The organism is Virgibacillus sp. MG-45, from assembly GCF_036409425.1.
GTDB lineage: Bacteria > Bacillota > Bacilli > Bacillales > Amphibacillaceae > LDC-1.
In genome coordinates, this window is sequence record NZ_JAXOFU010000009.1 from 18,952 (window position 1) to 38,730 (window position 19,779).

Consider the following 19,779-nt stretch of genomic DNA (forward strand, 5'->3'; position numbering starts at 1 on the left):
AAGGGGGAGGGGGAAGCTTTCTATCTATCTTCCCATTTTCCAATGGTTTGACCAACTTGAACTTCTTTGTTTTCATGGATGCAAGGTGTGAAGGATGCATGTTCTTCTATAAATAGAAGAACAGTAGATCCAAAGGTAAAGTAACCTAGTTCTTCTCCCTTGTTACAATCATTTTCAGCATGAAGTAGCTGTATGCTATTGATATTCAATGCCCCAACCTTAACAACGGCAACATTACCGTATCGCGTAGAAAGCTCAGAAATTAATCGATAGTTTGTTGAAAAGGGTTTGTCACCATAAGTCATTCCAAAATTGTTTACGGGGAAGGATTTTTCACCTAAAGCATATCGAGAGGCTAATGTGCCTGTTATTGGATAATGAATCCGGTGATAATGTCGTGGTGACAAGTATAAGACATAATAATATCCATTTTTATAAGTAGCTGCCTTCTTTTCACTTCCTAAGATTTCTGGTAAGCTGTATAAATGATCTTTTATGTAGAATGTCTGATTATCTACTATTTTTCCTGCACAACTTAACACACCGTCGACTGGCGAAACAAGTGTACTTGGATCAGGATTTATGGGGCGTATGCCATCTTTTAGCTTGCGAGTAAAAAAATCTTGTAAGCTATCATATTGATGAAGTGGTCGATCCATTTCCTTCTCGTTTATTTGAAACGATTTTGAGAAAGGACGAATAAGCGGTTTGCTTACTCGGGAACTCGTGAATTTTTTTAACATGGAAGAACTAACCGGATTACCAGTAAGTTCAACGAAATATTTTAGTGCAAATCTAATCATTCGTTTCAAATCCTTTTCTTTTTTTAGACGATCAGGCGTATTGTCTGCTCGTCGTAATGAAATGCAAGTAACGTAATACAACGATTTAAGGAGGTCTGTGTATGTTTCTAATTCGACGTTTGGATTATACAAAAATAAAAGCACATTTAGCAAACGCAATTACATTAATGAATTTAAGCTTTGGTATTATTGCTATCTTACTTATTTTAAAAGGTTATGCACATATGAGTCTACTATTTATTTTTTTAGCTGCATTTTTTGACCGATTTGATGGCATGGTTGCTAGAAAATTTCACATCGAATCTGCTTTTGGAAAGGAACTTGATTCTTTATGTGATCTTGTTTCTTTTGGGGTTGCTCCTGGATTATTGATTTTTCAAGCAAGTCTTTATAAAATGCCGGCTGTTGGTCTTACCATTGTAACACTTTATATTTTATGTGGTGCCGTACGTTTGGCTCGTTTTAATGTAAAAGAATTTGATGGTGCCTTTTATGGAATTCCTATAACAGCTGCTGGAATTATACTTACGTTTTTCTCATTATTTGCATCGTCGTTACCAGTTTCATTTTTTGTTGTTCTCACATCAATTTTAACTGTGCTGATGGTAAGTAATGTTCGAATCCCTAAAATGTAAATATGTGATAAAAGGTTGTCCTAGTTGGAATAAAGATCCGCTCGGACAGCCTTTTTGTTTTCGATTACGATTATGAGAACCATTTTTTAACCTTTGAGAAAAAAGATTGATCGTGATTGGTATTCGTATTCTCCGTTGTTTCCTCTTCGGCTTCCTGTTCCTCTAGAAAGATGGTTTCTTTATCAATTGCATAATCATAAGCAAGCACAGCACCGATGTCCGTTTCGATCTCTTCATTTGAAATAATTGTATAGGGGATATGATATGCGTCTGCTAAATCCTTCTCTTCTTTTAAATATTTATAAGCAACGTCTCCATTAAAAACTAATGTTGCCTTCGGGTGATTTTGCATGGTTTCTTCTAGTGCTGCTAAGCCTTTATCTGACATCACCTGGCCGATCGTAAGTGCAAGGACAATGCGTTCTCTTAACGTACCAAGAAAATAATCGCGTTCAGCTTGCTTTGGAAGCCGCTTGCCATATATCCCATCCATGAGATAATCATCCATGTTTTTCTTTGTCATGTACTATCCTTCCTTTCATGCTGTCTCTCTTTATTGTACGAAGAGAATGAAAGCGATGCAATTGATTATACCTTGGTAATGGAAAATGAATAGGAAAGAGGTGAGAAAAGAGGCCAACAAATGATTCGAAAAACAAATCCTGTTGGCGCACGATTAGTTATTTGTTGCTCGCTCGATTATCTGCTTGTCTGCTTCTAATCTGAGCAGCTTTATCATCATCGTCAGCAAGCTCTTCAGAAAACTCGATATCAACACCATCGGATAACTGTGATTTAGGTGTTTGCGCTAGCGTCCGTTTGCCGCGACTTGTTCGATGCTCATCTCTACCCATCTCATCACCTCGTTTCCTATATTTTCATGTTAGTATGTGCAAATCATTTTATTATCATGTACAAAGGATTTTCACCAAAGAAAAACCCGTCGGCATTGTATCATTTTTGCCTGACGGGTTAAATTATGCTTGTTGAAGCAATTAAAATCGTTATTCGGTTTGTTCTCCATTTTCTTCTTGAAGTGTGTCATCCACATTAGTTGTTGATTCATCTTCTTTAAAATCTTCGTCTGCTTCTTTACCGTATTTGTAAATAGAAGCATCAACTGGCTTCCAGTCCTCTGATGGTGTATAGAAACGTAGAAGGTCTCCATAAAGCAGCTTATCTGAAAGTGATAATTCATGCTGTACCTTTTTCCGCAAGTCTTCCATTTCAGCAGTAGGCTCGATTTCTTCACCAGTATTGTCATAATACACGCCAGAAATAACACTGTAGTCTGGAGTAATGAAGTCACCTTTACGGAAAGCTACATATTCTTTATGATCTTTTGAGAACATATCGGTTCCAAACTGAATATAGTCTTTTGCATCGATGCCAAGTAAATGAAGCAGGGTTGGCATGACATCAATTTGACCAGTAAATTCATGAACTGTTCCTTTACCTTCAACACCAGGTATTTTAATCATAAACGGCACACGTTGTAATTGCGCATGTTTATATGGTGTAATTTCTTCACCAAGTAATTCTGCCATTGCACGGTTGTGGTTATCAGATATACCGTAATGGTCTCCGTAAATCATAATAACAGAGTCATCGTATAAACCAGATGCTTTCAAGTCATTAAAAAATTGTTCTAACGATTCGTCTAAATATCTTGCTGTTTGAAAATAGCGGTCTACCGATTTATCTCCTGTTTCAGCAGGAGCAATGGTTGCATCCTCTTCATCAATTAAATATGGGTGATGGTGCGTTAATGTCATCATATGGGCATAGAATGGTTGATCTAACGATTCGAGTAATGGCATTGATTCTTTAAAGAAAGGCTTATCTTTTAGTCCATAATTGATAACTTGACCTTCACTCATATCATAATAGCTAGAATCATAGAACTTGTCGATTGCAAATTCTTTATATACTTCATCGCGATTCCAAAAGGTTTTGCGATCTCCATGAAATACTGCTGATGTGTAATTTTGCTTTTGATTCATGATCGCTGGTAAAGCTTGATACGTGTTACTTCCTTTTGTTACAAATGCAGCCCCTTGTGGGAGTCCGTAAATGGAGTTATCGAGCATAAATTCTGCATCTGCTGTTTTTCCTTGTTCTGTTTGGTGGAAGAAATTATCAAAGTACGTAAAATTCTTCTCCTGTTCATGAACTAAGGAGTTGATAAACGGCGTAACTTCTTCACCGTGAAGCTTGTAATCAATTAAAAAAGATTGAAAAGATTCTAAATGAATCTTAATAATGTTTTTTCCTTCTGCTACGCCAAATAATTCAGGATTTGGTGCAGCATATTTTTCTTTTGTATACTTTTCAATTTCCTCAATATCACTACTATCCGCGAATACACGCTGGGAAGAGGATTTTAAGTTTTGAATCGCATCATAGATTGCGAAGTTATACGCACCTAAATACTTAACGATATAGTTTCGATCGAAGGTACGTTTTAGTAGCTGTGGACGATCTGCCTCAGCCATACCAAGATTAACAGCAAAAGCAATGACACCAGCCATTAAAACAAGTAACGGCTTTTTAAATTGCATTCTGCTTGTTGACCAGCTGCGTCGGCTCCAAATAAATAAGCCAATTAGAATTAAAATGTCTAGTGCATAAAATAAATCATGCCACTCTACTAAGCTAGCAATACTTCCGCCTAGGCTTCCAAAATTACTAGTTTGTGTAAGCGTTGGTAGTGTTATATAGTCTGAATTAAAACGATAAAATACAACATTGGCATATAGGAATACACTCATCAACGTGTCAATGATAATGATCCAAATTCCCGCTCTTTTTCCTCTCGCAAATAAAGCAAGACCTAGAAAGATTAGGGCAGAGCTAAGAGGGTTAAAGAATAATAGGAATTCTTGAACACCATTTTTAATATCTAAATTAAATTCGTTGACATATATAAGATACGTTTTTAACCAAAGTAATACCACAGCTACAAAAAAGAAGTTCATCCTGGAAGAGAATAGTTTCTTCATTGTGAATTTTCACCTCTATTTAAATACATTTCGTAAAACTTTATCAAATCATCAAGTCATTATTTTAACCTATTTGCTTTTTAGTTGCAAGTATGTTGGTAATTTTTTCTAGTGGGAATGGGTGGAAGTGTAGGATATAAAACGGTAATGAAATGTCGCCTTCACGTTTAACAACTCTACACTAGGGATGTGTGTCACGCAGCATGGAAAAGACTCGTGAGCATACCTTTTAATCTGGATGCGATTAAAGCCTCCGTGTAATTGATTTGGATATTTGGTTCGCTATGTTTCTATGTTAAAATATTAATTGTTTGAAAAAACTCGATAGATTTAACACATATACAACTATATATATCCAAATTAAACGATTTTAAAACCACTTTCTATTTTCAGGTGACCATATAAAAAATCACACAACATTCCACCAAGGATATTCGCACTAGAAAGGAAGAAACGACATGAAGAACCTCACAGCTAAACAAAGTTTTAAAGAATATAGCTATATAATTATAGGAGCTACGCTAGTTGGGCTTTCCTATAATGTTTTTTTATTACCAGCAAAGCTTGCAGCAGGAGGTTTGTCCGGAATTAGTACAATTATTTATGAGTTAGCTGGATGGAGCCCTGCTTACGTTCAATTTTTAATGAATATTCCTATATTTATTATCGGCTGGCTCGCAATGGGAAAGGACTTTAGTGGAAAGACACTTCTTGGAACGTTTTGGGTTCCATTTATTATTTGGCTTAGTGCAGATATTCCATATGTAATCACAAACCCACTGCTAGGGGCATTGTACGGCGGCATTGTATTAGGTGTCGGTTTAGGCATTGTATATAAAGGAAACGGATCAACTGGAGGAACAGCTGCAATTGCGCAGATCGTGAAAAAGTTTACCGGTATTTCTAGTGGTTACTCCCAGTTAATTGTTGATGGCGTTGTTGTTGTTGGTTCACTCATTGTGTTTAACTTAGAGCTAACGCTATTTGCGTTGATGGCCATTTATGTAACAAGCAAGACGATTGATATTGTCCAGCTACGAACATCCTCTACAAAGCTAATCATGATTATTACGGAGGATGAAGAAAAGATTCAACATATTATTCGTGATGGCATTGATCGTGGCATGACGAAGGTCCGCTCAATTGGCGGCTATTCGAATACAGAGAAAACGATGATTTTATGCGTCGCTGAGCAACAGGAAGCGGTTTATTTAAAACGGATTTTGCAGGAGGAAGAGCCTGCAGCCTTTGTTGTCTTTATTAATGCATCCGAGATTCTTGGACGGGGATTCTCACTCGACAAATATTACGGACAAAAACTGTAATAGCTGAGGATAAGACAAAACAAGGACATTTAGATCAAAATCCGAACAACTCCATCGCAGTTTGAAAATGGGTTCGCTTTCCCTGGGCACGGCCTCAACTAACTCGGATAAGAAAGTCTGCTTTTCCGAGTGGATTTTCCGACGTACAGGACAGACTAGCGCAGACGTTGCAACAGGGCGTAGTGGTTTTAGTCTCGTTCCCCTGTCGCGGTTCCTGCGGGACAAGGAACGCTCCGACAGCGACACATCGCACGCAGAAAAAGCGACCTTCTTTTTCAAGGAGTCTCACCCATTTCAACTGCTCGGTGAATTCATATATTCAAAAAGAATCTAAATTTATTACTTCGGTTTTGTCATTTCTTTTTTCTTATTTACGGTCTCCACCAAGTAAATCAAATAATCCGCCGGCAATGCTTCCTTCGCCTTTAGATCCGCCTCGTTCTGGTGCGGAAGCGAATACTCTGCTCGCAAGTCTGCTAAACGGAAGTGATTGTATCCAGACCGTTCCTGGTCCGCGTAAAGTGGCAAAAAATAAACCTTCTCCACCAAAGAGTGCAGTTTTAACTCCGCCAACGTATTCGATATTATAATCAATGCTTCCAGTCATTGCGACAAGGCATCCAGTATCTACACGTAATGTTTCACCAACTTGGAGGTCTTTGCGGTGAATCGTTCCGCCAGCATGAACAAATGCCATGCCATCTCCTTCTAATTTCTGCATGATGAAGCCCTCGCCGCCGAAGAAGCCTGTTCCTATTTTTCGTTGAAACTCAATTCCAACCGAAACCCCCTTCGCGGCGGCAAGAAAAGCATCCTTTTGACAAATTAGCTTTCCATCAATTTCACTTAAATCCATCGGAATAATTTTACCAGGGTATGGAGATGCAAAGGAAACATGTTTCTTCCCTGTGCCTTCATTTGTAAAGGCGGTCATAAAAAGACTCTCCCCTGTTAGCACCCTTTTCCCAGCACCGAGCAGCTTTCCCATTAAACCTCCCTGATTGGAAGAACCATCTCCAAAAAGCGTTTCCATTCGAATGTGTTCATCCATCATCATTAAGCTACCTGCCTCAGCAATAACTGTTTCACTAGGATCAAGCTCTACTTCAACAAACTGCATGTCATCTCCATGTAATGTAAAGTCTATTTCATGATTATTCATTTACATCCTTCCTCTCCCATTAGTTTAAACATAATACGATTTGTGGAAAGGTTAGGTTTCATTTTTTTGAATAAATAAAAAACGGAAGATTCCCAAATATAGAGAACCCTCCACATTATCTCTTAATCCTAGTGAGGCATTGGACCACCTTGAATTGGTGCAAAACTATTTGTATATAACTGCATATCCTCGGGCTTTAATTGCGGCACTTGATAGTAGTGGTGTTTGTTTTGGTATAAAAACACTTCATAGGCCATTTCAATTAAATTTGGAACACTATCTTGAAACACTCTTCTTAACACTGGATTGGTCATTTCCAAAGCTGTCATCGTAAAGATGGACGCAGAAGATTTTAAAGATCCCATCATAAAGCTGGAAATACATTCATCATTCAATTCGTTCACAGCTTGTGCAGGTTTTTTGGGTTGGGTTGGCTGCGTGCCATAAAGCACATCATTACTTTCGGTCATCTGATAGCTTTGTGTTTTTACAGCTGGATCTTGTCCAGTTTTTAATGTTTGTACAACTGTATTATAAAGCTGGGAAAGAAAAGCTTTATGTCGTTGCAACATCGATTTCAGCTCGGGATCCTGGATATGCTGTTCATATAGGAGATATTGCTCCATTCCTCCGATGAGTCCCGATATCGCTTCATGTGCATCAAACAGTTCATGGCCACCATGATTTTGTTGGGGCGGCATTTGATTGGACGGGTTAAATTGCTGTGATTGGTTTTTCTGTTGCATTCCATTTACCTCCTTTATTGTTATCGTGATTATTTTGAACGAATAGATGTAAAATATTCGTAATGGGAAATTTAGAAACATGAAAGCTTTACTTCATAAAGAAGATAAAACATTGTATAATTAGTTCGATATTGAACAAGAAGGAGTAATTATATGAAACAAAAACCAATGGAAGAACAGGATACACAGTCCGAGCAATATATTGAGGTGTGGGAAGATGTGGTCCGAATTAAAGATTTGGTTATTAGTTTAATTATTTGCAGTATCACAACATTGGGTGGTTATTTAATCGCACCGAATGAGCCACCAAAACCATTAATTTTTGGCTTGGTCGGTACGGTGTTAGGTTTTATTATTTGCAGTATCATCATCAAGCCGAAACGGACTTTTGAATATATCGGGGAGGAGGAATAACAGATGGATATTTCTTTAATCCTAGAATTAGTTACCGCTTCCGTCCTCGGTGCTGTACTCTACACACTGATAGGAATTGCTCCTGGAACAGATGAAACCGCCGTTTTAGCTCCAGTAACCCTTGTATTAGTGCTTACTGGATTTGAGCCGATTGTTATCTTAGCATTCTTTATCTCTGCTATTGTTGCAAAAAAGCTAACCGATTCTATACCTGTAGCAGTTGCTGGAATTCCCGGTGGAGTAATGGCTGCACCAATGGTCGATCATGCGATGGTTTTAAAAAAGCATGGACTTCCTGAGGTAAGTATTCGCAAAATGGCTTCTGGGTCAGTTATTGGAACGCTTGTTGCAGTACCACTTAGTTTACTTCTTGCTAGTGTGATCGCACCATTTGGAGACGAGATAAAAAATTATGCGAGTCAGATCTTTTTCGGTGGAGCTGTATTTTTAGCGTTGATGGCTAAAAACCGCTGGCTTGCATTAGCAGCAATCTTACCATTTGCTATCCTTATTCAAGGCTTACGACATTTATATTGGGGAATTGGGATTGTTCCTGAGGGTACAACCGTATTTACTTCCTTTTTCCTTGGGATTACAATCGGTCCGATCATTTTAAAGTTATTCGAATTATTAAATCGGGATATTCGAAATAAGCTACCACGTTATCATAAAAAAGAAATTAAATTACAGCGAAGCAAAAAAGAAAAGGGCTTTCCAAATCCCTTTAAAATATTGGATGCAAAAGAGGTAGGAACGACTTCTTTTGCTTCACTTACAGGTGTATTAACCTTTTTTATGAGTCCAGTTGGAATGACGATTTTTCTTGGAGAAACGTTTAGTAATTACATTAAAGATCCAGTGAAAAGAGCTTCACGTGCTATTTCGAGCATGGACGGGTTAACGAATGCAACTTATATTGCCGGAACATTGGTACCGCTTATCGCGATTGGACTTCCGCTTTCACCAATGGCGATTGGACCTGCAATTGCTTTGTTTAAAGCACCACCCGTTTTTACAGAGGATCATAATATGCATCACTTACTTTCAATGAACGAATTTGTAATCGCAACGGTCATCGGAGCAATCGTTGCCATTTCCATTACATATTTTATTACGATTAAATATGCTCAACAAATTTGTGTGTTTGTCTTTAAGTATATTCCTCATGAAGCATTACTAGGGGTATTTTTTGGACTTGTATTAATGCTTGCTTATATGGATGCAGGCTGGCTTAATATTGCTGGAGTGTTATTAATCGGTATCGTTGCTGGAACATTGCATCGCTGGGGTGTTAATTACGGCGTTCAATTTATGGTATTGTATTCCGCTCCATGGATTATGAGCTGGTTTATGTGATGGAAAGGCTGTTCTACACGCTTTTTTGCGTTAGAACAGCTTTTTTGTTAATGAAAGGCTGTGCGGAGAAAATAGGTTTTAGGATTGATTTCAGGAACATAGAAATATGGTAACATGAAAGAAAAATGGTTGGGGGGAGTTATTGTGCATCTAAAGCATCCAATTCGATTAGATAATCGAATTGCTCTTATCGATGGCTTTGACTTAGGAGCTCCAGATCGAACTGGAACCTATGTGATTGATGAAACGGAGCTAACGCTTATTGAAACAGGACCAAGCCCTTCTGTAAAATATATTAAAAAAGGACTTCTAGAGCTTGGCTTTGAACTAAGTGAGGTCAAGTATATTATTGTTACGCATGTTCATTTAGATCATGCTGGTGGGGCAGGGTTGCTATTAAGAGATTGCCCAAATGCAAAGCTGATTGTTCATCCGCGTGGTGCAAGACACTTGATTGACCCGAAAAAGCTAGTGGCTGGAGCACGTGGTGTTTATGGAGATAGTTTTTCAGAGCTCTTTGAACCGATTATTCCCATCCCACAAGATCGCATAGAAATGAAGGGGGAAGGGGATACGTTGCAAATTGGTGCAGATTGCACATTGCAGTTCCTTGATACACCTGGACATGCGAAGCATCATATTACGATTTATGATCCTGTTAGTAATGGCGTGTTTGCAGGGGATACAGTAGGGATTCGCTATGAACAGCTTTTAAGGGAAGGGGTACCTTTTTTTCTTCCATCCACTTCACCGAACCATTTTGATCCAGAGGAAATGCGTAAATCAATCAAGCGATTGCATGAAATGAAGCTTGATCGTATTTATTATGGGCACTTTGGAATGACTACGGATATAGATGCTTCCTTAACAGCTGTATCCGAATGGCTCGATCTGTTTGTAAGCGAAGGGGAAAAAGCATTTGTTGAAGGAAAGGGTTATGATACGCTTGCATCACGTTTACTTTTGCGTGTGCGGCAGTTTTTACGAGAAAAAAGTGTTCCAGATGACCATGATGTTTATGTTTTGATTAACTTAGATTTACAGGTAAGTGCATTAGGTATAATGGATTATTTTCAAAAAAAGGCTTAAGTCGTTAAAGTAGTGCTTTCATTGCACAAAAAAGTCATCTGATCAACTTGATCAGATGACTTTTATCGTGCTGTAAGCAACTTATTTATTTTCGTCCAATTTCATAAATGTTTGGATAGTGAATAAAGCAAAACTAATTAATAGAATTGTTCCCCCGACAATGAAAAAGACAGTTGAAAATGTTTCATTTATATCAAATGGCTTTACATAATAAAGCCACATTCCTGCTGTGAGTCCGATTGCTCCAGCAATTGCTGACCAGACATGAAGTGTTGCAATTAGTTTATTTGCTGGCGTGTATAGCTTATAAAATATCGACCAAGCAAATAGTGTTAACCAACCAACAACAAGTATATGTGCATGAACTGATCGAAATGCATAGCTTCCTGCACCAGCCATATGTGAGCCAAGGAACGCTCCAATTAGTGCGAATATCGCTGAAAATCGTAGCAATGTTTTACTATATTGATTCACAATCATCTCCCCCTCTTTCCCTATAGTAACATGGTATATTCATCATAGCTTACTTTTATGAACGGAATATGAATAACATGTTACATCCATTAAATGAAGCGGAGAGGAAGAAATAAGACAACACGATGTAAAACAAGAGCATTCGTTTAAAAGTTAAATGATTTTCGTCCATATTTCGTTTGGAGTTTTTGGATAAAAAATTATTTTGTCTCAGCCTCGTTCAATTTATCTGGCTGGCGGGTAGAAACGAGAGCTAATATTTTGTCTGTTGCTTCTTCCATGTTTTTGGCATGGATAGGAAAGATGCGATCCTTTTGATGATGGTTCATGGCATGCTTATAGCGTGGATCATAATAATGCTCTAATAAAAGGATAGTCGCAGTTTTAAAATCATTGTCTACTAACGCATGCTCAATTTCCTTTGCAATAGGAATGTGAATCCGCTTTTTAATACGATAGAATGCCTCTAAAAATTGTGCTGGCTCCTTCCATGGCTCATAATCCTCTAAAATATGCTTTACTCTCTCCTCCATAGGAAGGTGGATAATGAGCTGGATTCCCTTTTCTTTTTGTTCATAAAGAAATTCTGGTAAGCAGACTTTTCCGATTCGCCGACTTTCTCCTTCAATAAATACAAAGGGTTCGTTTTTGTATTGGCCTAATTTCTCTACAAGCAAAGAATCGAACTTTTTTTGGTTGCTAGGTTCTGTCCCGATTTGTCCAAAAATAGAGCCCCGGTGTCCAGCCATCGCTTCTAAATCAATCACCGGATAGCCTTTGACGGCTAAGTTTTTTAAGATTACCGTTTTTCCAGCGCCGGTATAACCGTTTAATACATAGAGCTCTGGTGCAAATGCTTCTCGATCTAATTCACTAACAACCCATTGGCGATACGCACGAATACCGCCACTTAGACGATTCACATGGATGCCCATTAAATCAAGCACGGTAGCGGCAGTCTTACTTCGCATTCCACCACGCCAGCAAAATACGGTTATGGGCGTTTGGATTTGTTGAAACGTCTTAATAAAAGAAGGAAGCTTTGCAGAGAAAATTGCTAATCCTCTTTCTTTCGCTTCTTCCGGACTTTTTTGCTTATATATCGTTCCGATTTCAGCCCGTTCTTCGTTCGTGAATATTGGTATATTCACGCTTCCTGGAATGGTCGCTTCTTCAAATTCCTTTGGAGAACGTACATCTACTGTTGTATGTGCTTGGTTGTTACTTCGTATTTTCTGTAAATCGTTCCACGTAATATCATGAAACATACTTTCACCTTCTATTGTCTGAGTCTGCTTCCAATGTTTATTTTACAATAATTTGACCTGGATGGTTTTCCGTTACTTCGCCGATTTGTGCTGCTTCTACTCCATTGAGCTGTAAATTTTTAAGCAGGTCATCTGCTTGCGAAGGGTGGACGGAAATAAGTAACCCACCAGATGTAACCGCATCACATAAAATCCATTTATCAATTTGGTCCATTGCATCTGAATAGATGACCGAATCTGCTACATGGTTAAAATTATTTTTTGTTCCGCCTGGCACTGCACCTTCTTGTGCGAGTTCTTTAACACGAGGCAAAACAGGTACCTGATCATGATAAATTTCAATACCGACCTTACTTCCTTTCGCCATTTCTGTTGCATGACCTAATAGTCCAAAGCCAGTTACATCTGTGGAAGCATGGACATCATATGTCGCCATAGTTTCTGCAGCTGTTTTATTCAGTGTAGTCATCACGCTTGTTACACGATCAATTTCTTCCGCTGTTGCAAGATTGTTCTTAATGGAAGTAGTCATAATCCCAACACCAATTGGTTTTGTTAAGATAAGCTTATCGCCTGGCTTTGCTCCTGCATTTGTACGCACTTTATCTGGATGAACGACACCAGTTACGGAAAGGCCGAATTTCGGTTCTTTGTCATCAATAGAATGGCCACCGATGAGCGCAACTCCTGCTTCCTTCAATTTATCACCGGCTCCACGTAAAATATCGGACAATATTTGCTTATCCAATGTGGAGATAGGGAAAGCAACAATATTAAGAGCAGTTATTGGCTTTCCTCCCATTGCATATACATCACTAATCGCATTTGTAGCTGCAATTTGACCAAAATCATATGGATTATCAACAATCGGCGTAAAAAAGTCTAATGTTTGTACGATTGCTAGCTCCTCTGTTAATTGATACACACCTGCATCATCACTCGTATCAAGTCCAACAAGTACGTTTGGATTAATCGTATTAGCAGGTAAATGACGTAGTACCTGAGCTAAGTCAGCAGGTCCAATTTTGCATCCACATCCTCCTTTAGAGGATAAGGCGGTTAATTTGATATCATTTGATTGCTCCATGTTTCATTTTCCTTTCTATGTTTTGTCATTGCATCAAACATGCGTTAAATCGTTTTCTGATTCATTTCACTATCATCGATTTCAAGTAGGATGGGACAATGATCACTACCAAGCACGTGCATCTGTGCTTGTGCGTCTTTCAACGCCTGTGTGATGCGCTCGGAAAGGATAAAATAATCGATGCGCCAGCCAATATTTCTTTCCCGTACTGTTTTCATATACGACCACCATGTGAAAATATCGTTGTCTTCCGGATGAAAATGACGTAGCGTATCGACAAAGCCAGCGGCAAGCAAGCGTGTCATCTTGCCACGCTCTTCTGTTGTAAATCCCGAGTTGCCATGATTGGATGATGCGTTTCTTACATCTATATCCAAATGTGCGACATTCAAGTCTCCACAATAAATAATCGGCTTTTTCGCATCAAGCTCCAATAAATATTCGAACAGATTATCCTCCCATTGCAAGCGGTAGGATAATCTAGCTAAATCCCGCTTGGAATTTGGCGTATAGACATTTATTAGAAAGAAATCGTCGTACTCTAATGTCAATATCCGTCCTTCAGGTTCAGTACTTTCTTCTCCTACACCATAGCGAACAGAAAGTGGCTTTTTCTTCGTAAAGACTGCAGTTCCCGAGTATCCTTTGCGCGTAGCATAATTCCAATATTGATAATAGCCGTCAAGCGCTAAATCAATTTGTCCTTCCTGTAATTTTATTTCTTGCAGACAAAAAATATCTGCATCTATTTCATGAAAATAGTCAAGAAAACCTTTGCGCATACAGGCTCTTAGCCCGTTTACATTCCATGATACGAGTTTCAAATTATTCTTCCCCTTTAACAAAGTCTCTCTATTTATTTTAGCATACATGTTTAGAGAGACTACAGCCGACGCATTGAGAAATGCAGACAATTTATTTACAATTTCTTATTGACTTCTAATGTGTATGAAGCATATAATACACATTAGAGGTGTATTAGCCGCTTAATACATATTTTTTTGAGGTTGGTGTATTAAATGGTTAATACAGGATCATTGGGTTGAAACATCAAGAAAAAATTAGGAGCTGGGGTTATGAAACTAAATTTTAATAATAGAGACCCTGTGTATGTGCAAGTTATTCGGCATTTTAAAGAGCAAATTGCTACTGGTCTACTAGAGCCTGGCCAAGAGATTCCATCGCGAAGAGAGCTAGCAAACCAATTGAAAATTAATCCGAATACTGCACAAAGGGCGTATAAAGAAATGGAGGAGCAAGGGTTGATTTATACAGAGCGGAATTTACCTAGTCGGATTACGAAAGACGAAAAAGTATTAAGTATCGTAAGAGAAGAGCTCATATTACAAGCTGTTAACTCCTTTGTATCATCAGTGCAATCAATTAATGTTCCCTTAGAGGAAGTCATTGAATTGGTTAGGGCAAACTATGAACAAGCAAGCGAGGAAGTGAGGGGTCAAGATGATAGAAATTAAAGACGTAAAGAAAAATTTCGGACGTAAAAAAGTATTAAAAGGCGTTAGTTTCACCGCTGAAAAAGGAGAAATCACCTGTCTTATTGGTATAAATGGAGTAGGAAAAACTACTATTTTAAATGCAATTACGGCATTAACTCCGATTCAAAGTGGTGAGATCCTTATTGATGGCGAGAAGCTTCATAAAGGAAGCTATGAAAAAATTATGTTTATCCCAGATGCGATTACGATGCTTCCTAGTATGCGTATTGCTGATGCGATGGAATTTATGAATGATTTTTACGATTGCTGGAACGAAGCAAGAGCAAAAGAATTACTGCAATTCTTTAAATTAAAGGAAAGTGATCGTATTTCAGATCTATCGAAAGGGAATACAGCCAAAGTGAATTTGCTGCTTGGTTTGGCACTTGATGTCGATTATTTATTAATGGACGAACCTTTTTCAGGGATTGATATTTTTAGCAGAGAGCAAATCGCAGATGTGTTTACGAGTCATTTAATCGAAGAACGAGGCGTTATTATTACAACGCATGAAATTAATGATATCGAGCATTTAATCGATAAAGTTGTTCTGATCGATGAGGGAGTTGTATTAAAGGAATTCCGTACCGAGGAAATCCGGGAGAACGAAGGGAAATCGGTTGTTGATGTCATGAGAGAGGTGTATCAGAAATGAATCGCTATATAAAGCTAGTGAATTTTGAAATGAATCGGATTGCGAAGCTATATGTTGTGCTGTTAGCGGTGACGTTCGTTTCGCAAGTTGTTGGTGTTATCTATTTCTCAAAGCATTTTTTAAAGCAAGTAAATGAAGCAATGACAGGGAATCCGCAAAATAGACAAGAAGTTATAGAGTCGATGAGTCCGCTGTCATTTGATCAAGTTACAGAAACCCTTTTGTTTGTTGGGCCTATTTTGATATCCATTACAGCGGTTGCTTTTTACATTTTTATCATTTGGTACCGCGACTGGCTTGGGAAAAATACGTTTGTTTATCGTCTATTGATGCTTCCCACCGCACGTATAAATGTATTTTTTGCGAAACTAACGACAATTTTGCTTATGACCTTTGGTTTGGTTGCGTTTCAACTTATGTTACTACCATTTGAAATGAAAATTATGCAATGGATTGTGCCCAAAGATCTGCGTATCGACGCTAGTATAAATGCGGTACTTGATCGTTTTGTCGAGCTACGCATTATTTTTCCGGAAAGTTTTATTGAGTTCATCCTTCATTATGGACTTGGTACGATTATCGTAGCGATTGTATTTACGTTTATTTTATTTGAACGTAGCTTTCGTTGGAAAGGGATAATATTTGGATTCGTCTATGGATTTATAGCATTTATGCTTTTATTCTCACCGGTACTTCTCAATGAATTGGTGTTGAACAGTTACTTATATCCATCGGAGATAGTGCTGTTAGAAGTAGTGGCAGGCATAATTGTAATGGCATGTACGGTATGGATGAGTCATTATTTATTAACGAAAAAGATTCGGGTATAGGAGGGTTTGAAATTGGTTGAAAAATATTGGAAACTAATTGTTTTAATAGTCATGATTACTTTAGGAATTGGAACATTTTACGTTACATCTGCAAAGACAGTAACAACATATCCGGAATTTGGTATAACACATGTTAATGGTGATAAAGCAAAGATTGAGGAAGTAATTATTCAAGCAGATTATTTTCGACAAAATATTAATCAAGCTGCGTTAATTACAACAAATAATACCTTATATCGGAGTGAGTTTTCCTATGTCGAGCGCTTGGAAGGCGCATTTAGAGAACCTACCATAAAAAGGTGGGAAAAGGATTATAAATCATTTATGCGTGGAAAAAGGGGCTGGCTGGATTCGTTTTATGAGGATGAAAATTACCTAGTGTTTGGTGACATTAAGATAAATTATAACAATGTCGATGCGTCAATGAAGGATTCCAAGCTATATGTTGCACGCTTAGATAAGAAAACCGGTGAAGCAACATCTTTTGAAGTAAAATTGCCAAACAGTGGTGAGTATTACTTTGCTAATTTACAGGATATCCAATTCGTGGACGGAAAGCTAAAGCTAATTGCGATGAATGGGATGGAAAACGGGGGAACAGCGGTGCATATGTACACCCTTGATATGAAATCAAAGAAGCTGATTGGTGATGAGCGAATAATTGGCCCTGAAGCGCTACCTGATAATCAGAATACAGAAATAATGATGCTAGGGCAGGAATTTATGACACATAAACCGAACGAGTATGCAGTATTTCGGAAAGTAGTAATAGATGAGACCTATAGTAAGGAAGGAGATTATCAGCGGCAAGAGTTGGCAAATGAGCTTATCGCTTATCACTATGCTTCTGGAAAAACAGAGCAGCTTAAATTACCCAAAAAGTTAGAAGAACAGGGACAGGTGAGCTTATTTGATGGGGCGCATTTATATTATACAACGCCAAATGAAAAAGGAATTGATGTTATCGTCTATAGCATTACAAATCAAAAAATCAAAAATAATTATCTGGTTGCAATCCAAGTCGGAGCTAATGAAGAGTTACCATATATGACAGTAAAAGATGATGTGCTATATGTTATGAAGCGTATGGTAGATGAAGAGAACGGAGCAACCATTCAAGCGTTCGATGCGATGACAGGTACGTCTGTATATGAAGGAAAGATTGGATTGAAAGAAGAGAATAAAGCGGTGGATGAATTTCAGCTGTACTTATCGCAACTTCAATTTGATGAATGATATGGAAAGTTAATTTTGCAAAACAGAATAGAAACCGTAGGAAGTTATCATGATATTTCGCATTCATTTTATTGGTAAACAAATGAAAAAAAAGAAGGCGCTAGATAGGGGAAGATGATTTGATTAATGTAAAAAAGCTTAGTCATCAATTTGTTTTAGGTAAACGTGGTAATCAAACAACGCTCCCAATATTACAGGATATTTCCTTCCATGTGAATAAAGGAGAAATCGTCACAGTTGTTGGAAAGAGTGGGTCAGGGAAATCGACGTTATTAAATTTAATAAGCGGATTTATTCGACCTACACAGGGTGAAATTTGGATTGCGGATCAGCAGGTTAGTCAGTTTTCAGAAGCGGAATTTGCTGATTTTCGATTGCAGCATATGGGATTTGTTTTTCAAAACTTTCAATTGATCCCAAGTATGACAGCCTTTCAAAATATTGAATTACCATTAACCTTGAAAGGTGAGCCGGAGGAAAAAAGGAAAACAATTGTCATGGACCTACTTGATAGAGTCGGACTACTTGCTTATAAGGATCATTATCCGAGTGAATTATCTGGTGGGCAGCAGCAACGAGTCAGTATAGCGAGAGCTTTAGTACTTAATCCACCTCTGATCTTAGCTGACGAGCCAACAGGAAGTCTTGATAGTGAAACAGAAGCAGACTTGCTCGAATTAATTACACAGTTAAATGAAGAACTAAATTTAACGTTCTTAATTATTACCCATGATGATGAGGTAGCCAAAATTGGTCATCGAACCATTCAAATACAGGATGGAAAACTCCTAGAAGGGAGTAATATCCAATGAGGTGGAAGGATCAGTTTCGTTTTATCCGACAAAATTTAAAAAAGAATCGTGTTCGAACATGGATGACGATTTTTGCTACAGCAATTGGTTGTGCATTTTTAATTGTATTAGCTTCGGTAGGTTATGGCTTGCAAAAGTCCATCGTGAAGGATGCAATGGAAGAACAGATTGTTACGCAAATTAATGTACACGGGATAGAAAGAGATGAGCAGTTTAAACCGGTAACAATGAAGGATATTCGCTATTTAGAATCGGTTGATGGTGTGCGGGCCGTGACACGCAGAAACGATTTATACCAAATTCCAAGTTTTTCTGTTGATGGTTATCGTACAGAGGCAAGTGCTATTGCAACGCATTTTCCATCAGAAAAACAATCAGGGCTAACCCTTTCAGAAGGAAGGTTACCAGAGAAAGATAATGAAGTGGTCGTTGGATACAATTTCTCAAGCTATTTAGCTTCTGAGAAGGAATTAGATCAAAAGGATATTTACGATGAGCAAGGAAAAATAAAAGCAGAATATCGTTATGACAGTCCTTTGCTTGGAAAGACCCTTGCCATGACCGTTGATAAGGAAGCAGAAGAAAAAGTTGAAACGCATACGATTTCCTTAAAGGTTGTAGGGATTTTAGAAAAACCAACAAGAGAATGGTTTGAGGATCAAAATGTATATATTACACAGGCTGTCCTAAAAGATATAGAGAAATTTACAGGTACCTATCGTGGAGACCCAAGTGCAGATGCTGTTAAAGATGGATTGAACGAAGATGAACAAACGTTTGATCAAGTTAAGGTTTATGCAACAGATTTAGAATCGGTAACAGCTGTATCGAATCAGCTGGAAGAGAAAGACTATGCTATTTACTCTGTAGTTAGTGAAATGAAGCAAATAAACATGTTTTTTACAATAGCAAAGGCAGGGTTGATTCTCGTTGGAACGATAGCGGTATTAATCGCTTCTATCGGAATCTATAATACGATGACGATGGCTGTAACAGAACGCGCTCCTGATATCGGGATTATGAAAGCAATTGGTGCAAATCCAAAGACAATCAAGCAAATCTTTTTGTTAGAAAGTGGTTATATAGGGTTGATGGGAGCGGCGCTTGGTACAGGCATTGCGTATGTAACAAGTATTCTCATAAACACAGGCGTGCCACTTATATTAAGCATGGCGTTCGAGGAAGAGCTGCCAGAAGGACTACAGTTTTCTTCCATCCCACCGGGTCTCGTCGCTATCTCCGTAGCGATTTGCTTAATCGTTACCATTCTATCTGGATTACGTCCAGCAAAGCGAGCAACGGAAATTGATGTATTACAGGCGATGCGCCGTGAGATATGATTAATTAGGGTACAATAGTGCAAGCGCTCGGATAGAAATCGAGCGCTTG

The 19,779-nt window shown here is 38.2% G+C and carries 21 protein-coding genes; 11 read left to right on the forward strand and 10 right to left on the reverse strand.

Going from position 1 to position 19,779, the window contains the following annotated elements:
- Positions 1-20: 20 nt before the first annotated feature.
- The gene (locus SPK86_RS10705; RefSeq protein ID WP_330949346.1) at positions 21-803 is read right to left on the reverse strand and encodes a phosphatidylserine decarboxylase; all 783 of its coding nucleotides are present in this window, start codon (positions 801-803) and stop codon (positions 21-23) included.
- Between the two features lie 101 nt (positions 804-904).
- Between SPK86_RS10705 and pssA the strand changes: the two genes are divergently transcribed.
- Complete coding sequence (gene pssA, locus SPK86_RS10710) at positions 905-1,438, forward strand: CDP-diacylglycerol--serine O-phosphatidyltransferase (protein ID WP_284140783.1); 534 nt, start codon at positions 905-907, stop codon at positions 1,436-1,438.
- Between the two features lie 70 nt (positions 1,439-1,508).
- On the opposite strand, the gene SPK86_RS10715 is transcribed toward pssA, so the two are convergent.
- From SPK86_RS10715 to SPK86_RS10725, 3 genes are all read right to left on the reverse strand, one after another.
- Positions 1,509-1,961, reverse strand: coding sequence for a YueI family protein (locus SPK86_RS10715; RefSeq protein ID WP_284140784.1), 453 nt, complete (start codon positions 1,959-1,961; stop codon positions 1,509-1,511).
- 157 nt (positions 1,962-2,118) lie between these two features.
- Positions 2,119-2,292, reverse strand: coding sequence for a YfhD family protein (locus SPK86_RS10720; RefSeq protein ID WP_284140785.1), 174 nt, complete (start codon positions 2,290-2,292; stop codon positions 2,119-2,121).
- A 150-nt stretch (positions 2,293-2,442) separates the two neighbouring features.
- Complete coding sequence (locus SPK86_RS10725) at positions 2,443-4,440, reverse strand: LTA synthase family protein (protein WP_330949347.1); 1,998 nt, start codon at positions 4,438-4,440, stop codon at positions 2,443-2,445.
- Positions 4,441-4,898: 458 nt separating this feature from the next.
- Here SPK86_RS10725 and SPK86_RS10730 point away from each other — a divergent pair, with 458 nt between their 5' ends.
- A complete protein-coding gene (locus SPK86_RS10730) occupies positions 4,899-5,765 on the forward strand; it encodes a YitT family protein (RefSeq protein ID WP_284140787.1) in 867 nt (288 codons plus the stop codon).
- Between the two features lie 367 nt (positions 5,766-6,132).
- Here SPK86_RS10730 and SPK86_RS10735 read toward each other — a convergent pair whose 3' ends face one another.
- Together SPK86_RS10735 and SPK86_RS10740 are read right to left on the reverse strand one after the other, a co-directional pair.
- A complete protein-coding gene (locus SPK86_RS10735; protein WP_284140788.1) occupies positions 6,133-6,927 on the reverse strand; it encodes a TIGR00266 family protein in 795 nt (264 codons plus the stop codon).
- A 128-nt stretch (positions 6,928-7,055) separates the two neighbouring features.
- The gene (locus tag SPK86_RS10740; protein WP_330949348.1) at positions 7,056-7,673 is read right to left on the reverse strand and encodes a spore coat protein; all 618 of its coding nucleotides are present in this window, start codon (positions 7,671-7,673) and stop codon (positions 7,056-7,058) included.
- 153 nt (positions 7,674-7,826) lie between these two features.
- On the opposite strand from SPK86_RS10740, the gene SPK86_RS10745 reads away from it, so the two are divergent.
- The 3 genes from SPK86_RS10745 (at position 7,827) to SPK86_RS10755 (ending at position 10,532) form a co-directional block, all read left to right on the forward strand.
- Positions 7,827-8,087 (forward strand): hypothetical protein, encoded by a 261-nt coding sequence (locus tag SPK86_RS10745; protein WP_284140790.1) that lies wholly within the window; start codon positions 7,827-7,829, stop codon positions 8,085-8,087.
- A 3-nt stretch (positions 8,088-8,090) separates the two neighbouring features.
- Positions 8,091-9,443, forward strand: coding sequence for a tripartite tricarboxylate transporter permease (locus SPK86_RS10750; protein ID WP_284140791.1), 1,353 nt, complete (start codon positions 8,091-8,093; stop codon positions 9,441-9,443).
- Between the two features lie 144 nt (positions 9,444-9,587).
- A complete protein-coding gene (locus tag SPK86_RS10755; protein WP_330949349.1) occupies positions 9,588-10,532 on the forward strand; it encodes an MBL fold metallo-hydrolase in 945 nt (314 codons plus the stop codon).
- Between the two features lie 81 nt (positions 10,533-10,613).
- Here SPK86_RS10755 and SPK86_RS10760 read toward each other — a convergent pair whose 3' ends face one another.
- The 4 genes from SPK86_RS10760 to SPK86_RS10775 all read right to left on the reverse strand — a co-directional run bounded on the left by SPK86_RS10760 (position 10,614) and on the right by SPK86_RS10775 (position 14,185).
- Positions 10,614-11,012, reverse strand: coding sequence for a hypothetical protein (locus tag SPK86_RS10760; protein ID WP_284140793.1), 399 nt, complete (start codon positions 11,010-11,012; stop codon positions 10,614-10,616).
- Between the two features lie 194 nt (positions 11,013-11,206).
- A complete protein-coding gene (gene mnmH / locus SPK86_RS10765) occupies positions 11,207-12,274 on the reverse strand; it encodes a tRNA 2-selenouridine(34) synthase MnmH (protein ID WP_284140794.1) in 1,068 nt (355 codons plus the stop codon).
- 37 nt (positions 12,275-12,311) lie between these two features.
- Positions 12,312-13,361, reverse strand: coding sequence for a selenide, water dikinase SelD (selD, locus tag SPK86_RS10770; protein WP_284140795.1), 1,050 nt, complete (start codon positions 13,359-13,361; stop codon positions 12,312-12,314).
- A 44-nt stretch (positions 13,362-13,405) separates the two neighbouring features.
- Positions 13,406-14,185, reverse strand: a complete 780-nt coding sequence (locus SPK86_RS10775; RefSeq protein WP_284140796.1) for an exodeoxyribonuclease III — start codon at positions 14,183-14,185, stop codon at positions 13,406-13,408.
- A 252-nt stretch (positions 14,186-14,437) separates the two neighbouring features.
- Here SPK86_RS10775 and SPK86_RS10780 point away from each other — a divergent pair, with 252 nt between their 5' ends.
- The 6 genes from SPK86_RS10780 to SPK86_RS10805 all read left to right on the forward strand — a co-directional run bounded on the left by SPK86_RS10780 (position 14,438) and on the right by SPK86_RS10805 (position 19,730).
- Complete coding sequence (locus tag SPK86_RS10780; protein ID WP_284140797.1) at positions 14,438-14,836, forward strand: GntR family transcriptional regulator; 399 nt, start codon at positions 14,438-14,440, stop codon at positions 14,834-14,836.
- Positions 14,823-15,512 (forward strand): ABC transporter ATP-binding protein, encoded by a 690-nt coding sequence (locus tag SPK86_RS10785; RefSeq protein ID WP_284140798.1) that lies wholly within the window; start codon positions 14,823-14,825, stop codon positions 15,510-15,512. Before SPK86_RS10780 ends, SPK86_RS10785 begins: the two co-directional genes overlap by 14 nt.
- Positions 15,509-16,342 (forward strand): hypothetical protein, encoded by an 834-nt coding sequence (locus tag SPK86_RS10790; protein WP_284140799.1) that lies wholly within the window; start codon positions 15,509-15,511, stop codon positions 16,340-16,342. Before SPK86_RS10785 ends, SPK86_RS10790 begins: the two co-directional genes overlap by 4 nt.
- 12 nt (positions 16,343-16,354) lie before the next feature.
- On the forward strand, positions 16,355-17,578 hold the full coding sequence (locus tag SPK86_RS10795) for a hypothetical protein (protein ID WP_284140800.1): 1,224 nt from the start codon (positions 16,355-16,357) through the stop codon (positions 17,576-17,578).
- A gap of 119 nt (positions 17,579-17,697) precedes the next feature.
- Positions 17,698-18,390, forward strand: coding sequence for an ABC transporter ATP-binding protein (locus SPK86_RS10800; RefSeq protein ID WP_284140801.1), 693 nt, complete (start codon positions 17,698-17,700; stop codon positions 18,388-18,390).
- Complete coding sequence (locus SPK86_RS10805) at positions 18,387-19,730, forward strand: ABC transporter permease (protein WP_330949350.1); 1,344 nt, start codon at positions 18,387-18,389, stop codon at positions 19,728-19,730. The genes SPK86_RS10800 and SPK86_RS10805 overlap by 4 nt, the downstream gene beginning before the upstream one ends.
- Positions 19,731-19,779 lie beyond the last annotated feature (49 nt).

Excerpts from the sequence above, each read along its gene's own strand:
- SPK86_RS10705 (WP_330949346.1), bottom strand. The coding sequence starts at position 803 with ATGATTAGATTTGCACTAAAATATTTCGTTGAACTTACTGGTAATCCG.
- pssA (WP_284140783.1), top strand. The coding sequence starts at position 905 with ATGTTTCTAATTCGACGTTTGGATTATACAAAAATAAAAGCACATTTA.
- SPK86_RS10715 (WP_284140784.1), bottom strand. The coding sequence starts at position 1,961 with ATGACAAAGAAAAACATGGATGATTATCTCATGGATGGGATATATGGC.
- SPK86_RS10720 (WP_284140785.1), bottom strand. The coding sequence starts at position 2,292 with ATGGGTAGAGATGAGCATCGAACAAGTCGCGGCAAACGGACGCTAGCG.
- SPK86_RS10725 (WP_330949347.1), bottom strand. The coding sequence starts at position 4,440 with ATGAAGAAACTATTCTCTTCCAGGATGAACTTCTTTTTTGTAGCTGTG.
- SPK86_RS10730 (WP_284140787.1), top strand. The coding sequence starts at position 4,899 with ATGAAGAACCTCACAGCTAAACAAAGTTTTAAAGAATATAGCTATATA.
- SPK86_RS10735 (WP_284140788.1), bottom strand. The coding sequence starts at position 6,927 with ATGAATAATCATGAAATAGACTTTACATTACATGGAGATGACATGCAG.
- SPK86_RS10740 (WP_330949348.1), bottom strand. The coding sequence starts at position 7,673 with ATGCAACAGAAAAACCAATCACAGCAATTTAACCCGTCCAATCAAATG.
- SPK86_RS10745 (WP_284140790.1), top strand. The coding sequence starts at position 7,827 with ATGAAACAAAAACCAATGGAAGAACAGGATACACAGTCCGAGCAATAT.
- SPK86_RS10750 (WP_284140791.1), top strand. The coding sequence starts at position 8,091 with ATGGATATTTCTTTAATCCTAGAATTAGTTACCGCTTCCGTCCTCGGT.
- SPK86_RS10760 (WP_284140793.1), bottom strand. The coding sequence starts at position 11,012 with ATGATTGTGAATCAATATAGTAAAACATTGCTACGATTTTCAGCGATA.
- mnmH (WP_284140794.1), bottom strand. The coding sequence starts at position 12,274 with ATGTTTCATGATATTACGTGGAACGATTTACAGAAAATACGAAGTAAC.
- selD (WP_284140795.1), bottom strand. The coding sequence starts at position 13,361 with ATGGAGCAATCAAATGATATCAAATTAACCGCCTTATCCTCTAAAGGA.
- SPK86_RS10780 (WP_284140797.1), top strand. The coding sequence starts at position 14,438 with ATGAAACTAAATTTTAATAATAGAGACCCTGTGTATGTGCAAGTTATT.
- SPK86_RS10785 (WP_284140798.1), top strand. The coding sequence starts at position 14,823 with ATGATAGAAATTAAAGACGTAAAGAAAAATTTCGGACGTAAAAAAGTA.
- SPK86_RS10790 (WP_284140799.1), top strand. The coding sequence starts at position 15,509 with ATGAATCGCTATATAAAGCTAGTGAATTTTGAAATGAATCGGATTGCG.
- SPK86_RS10805 (WP_330949350.1), top strand. The coding sequence starts at position 18,387 with ATGAGGTGGAAGGATCAGTTTCGTTTTATCCGACAAAATTTAAAAAAG.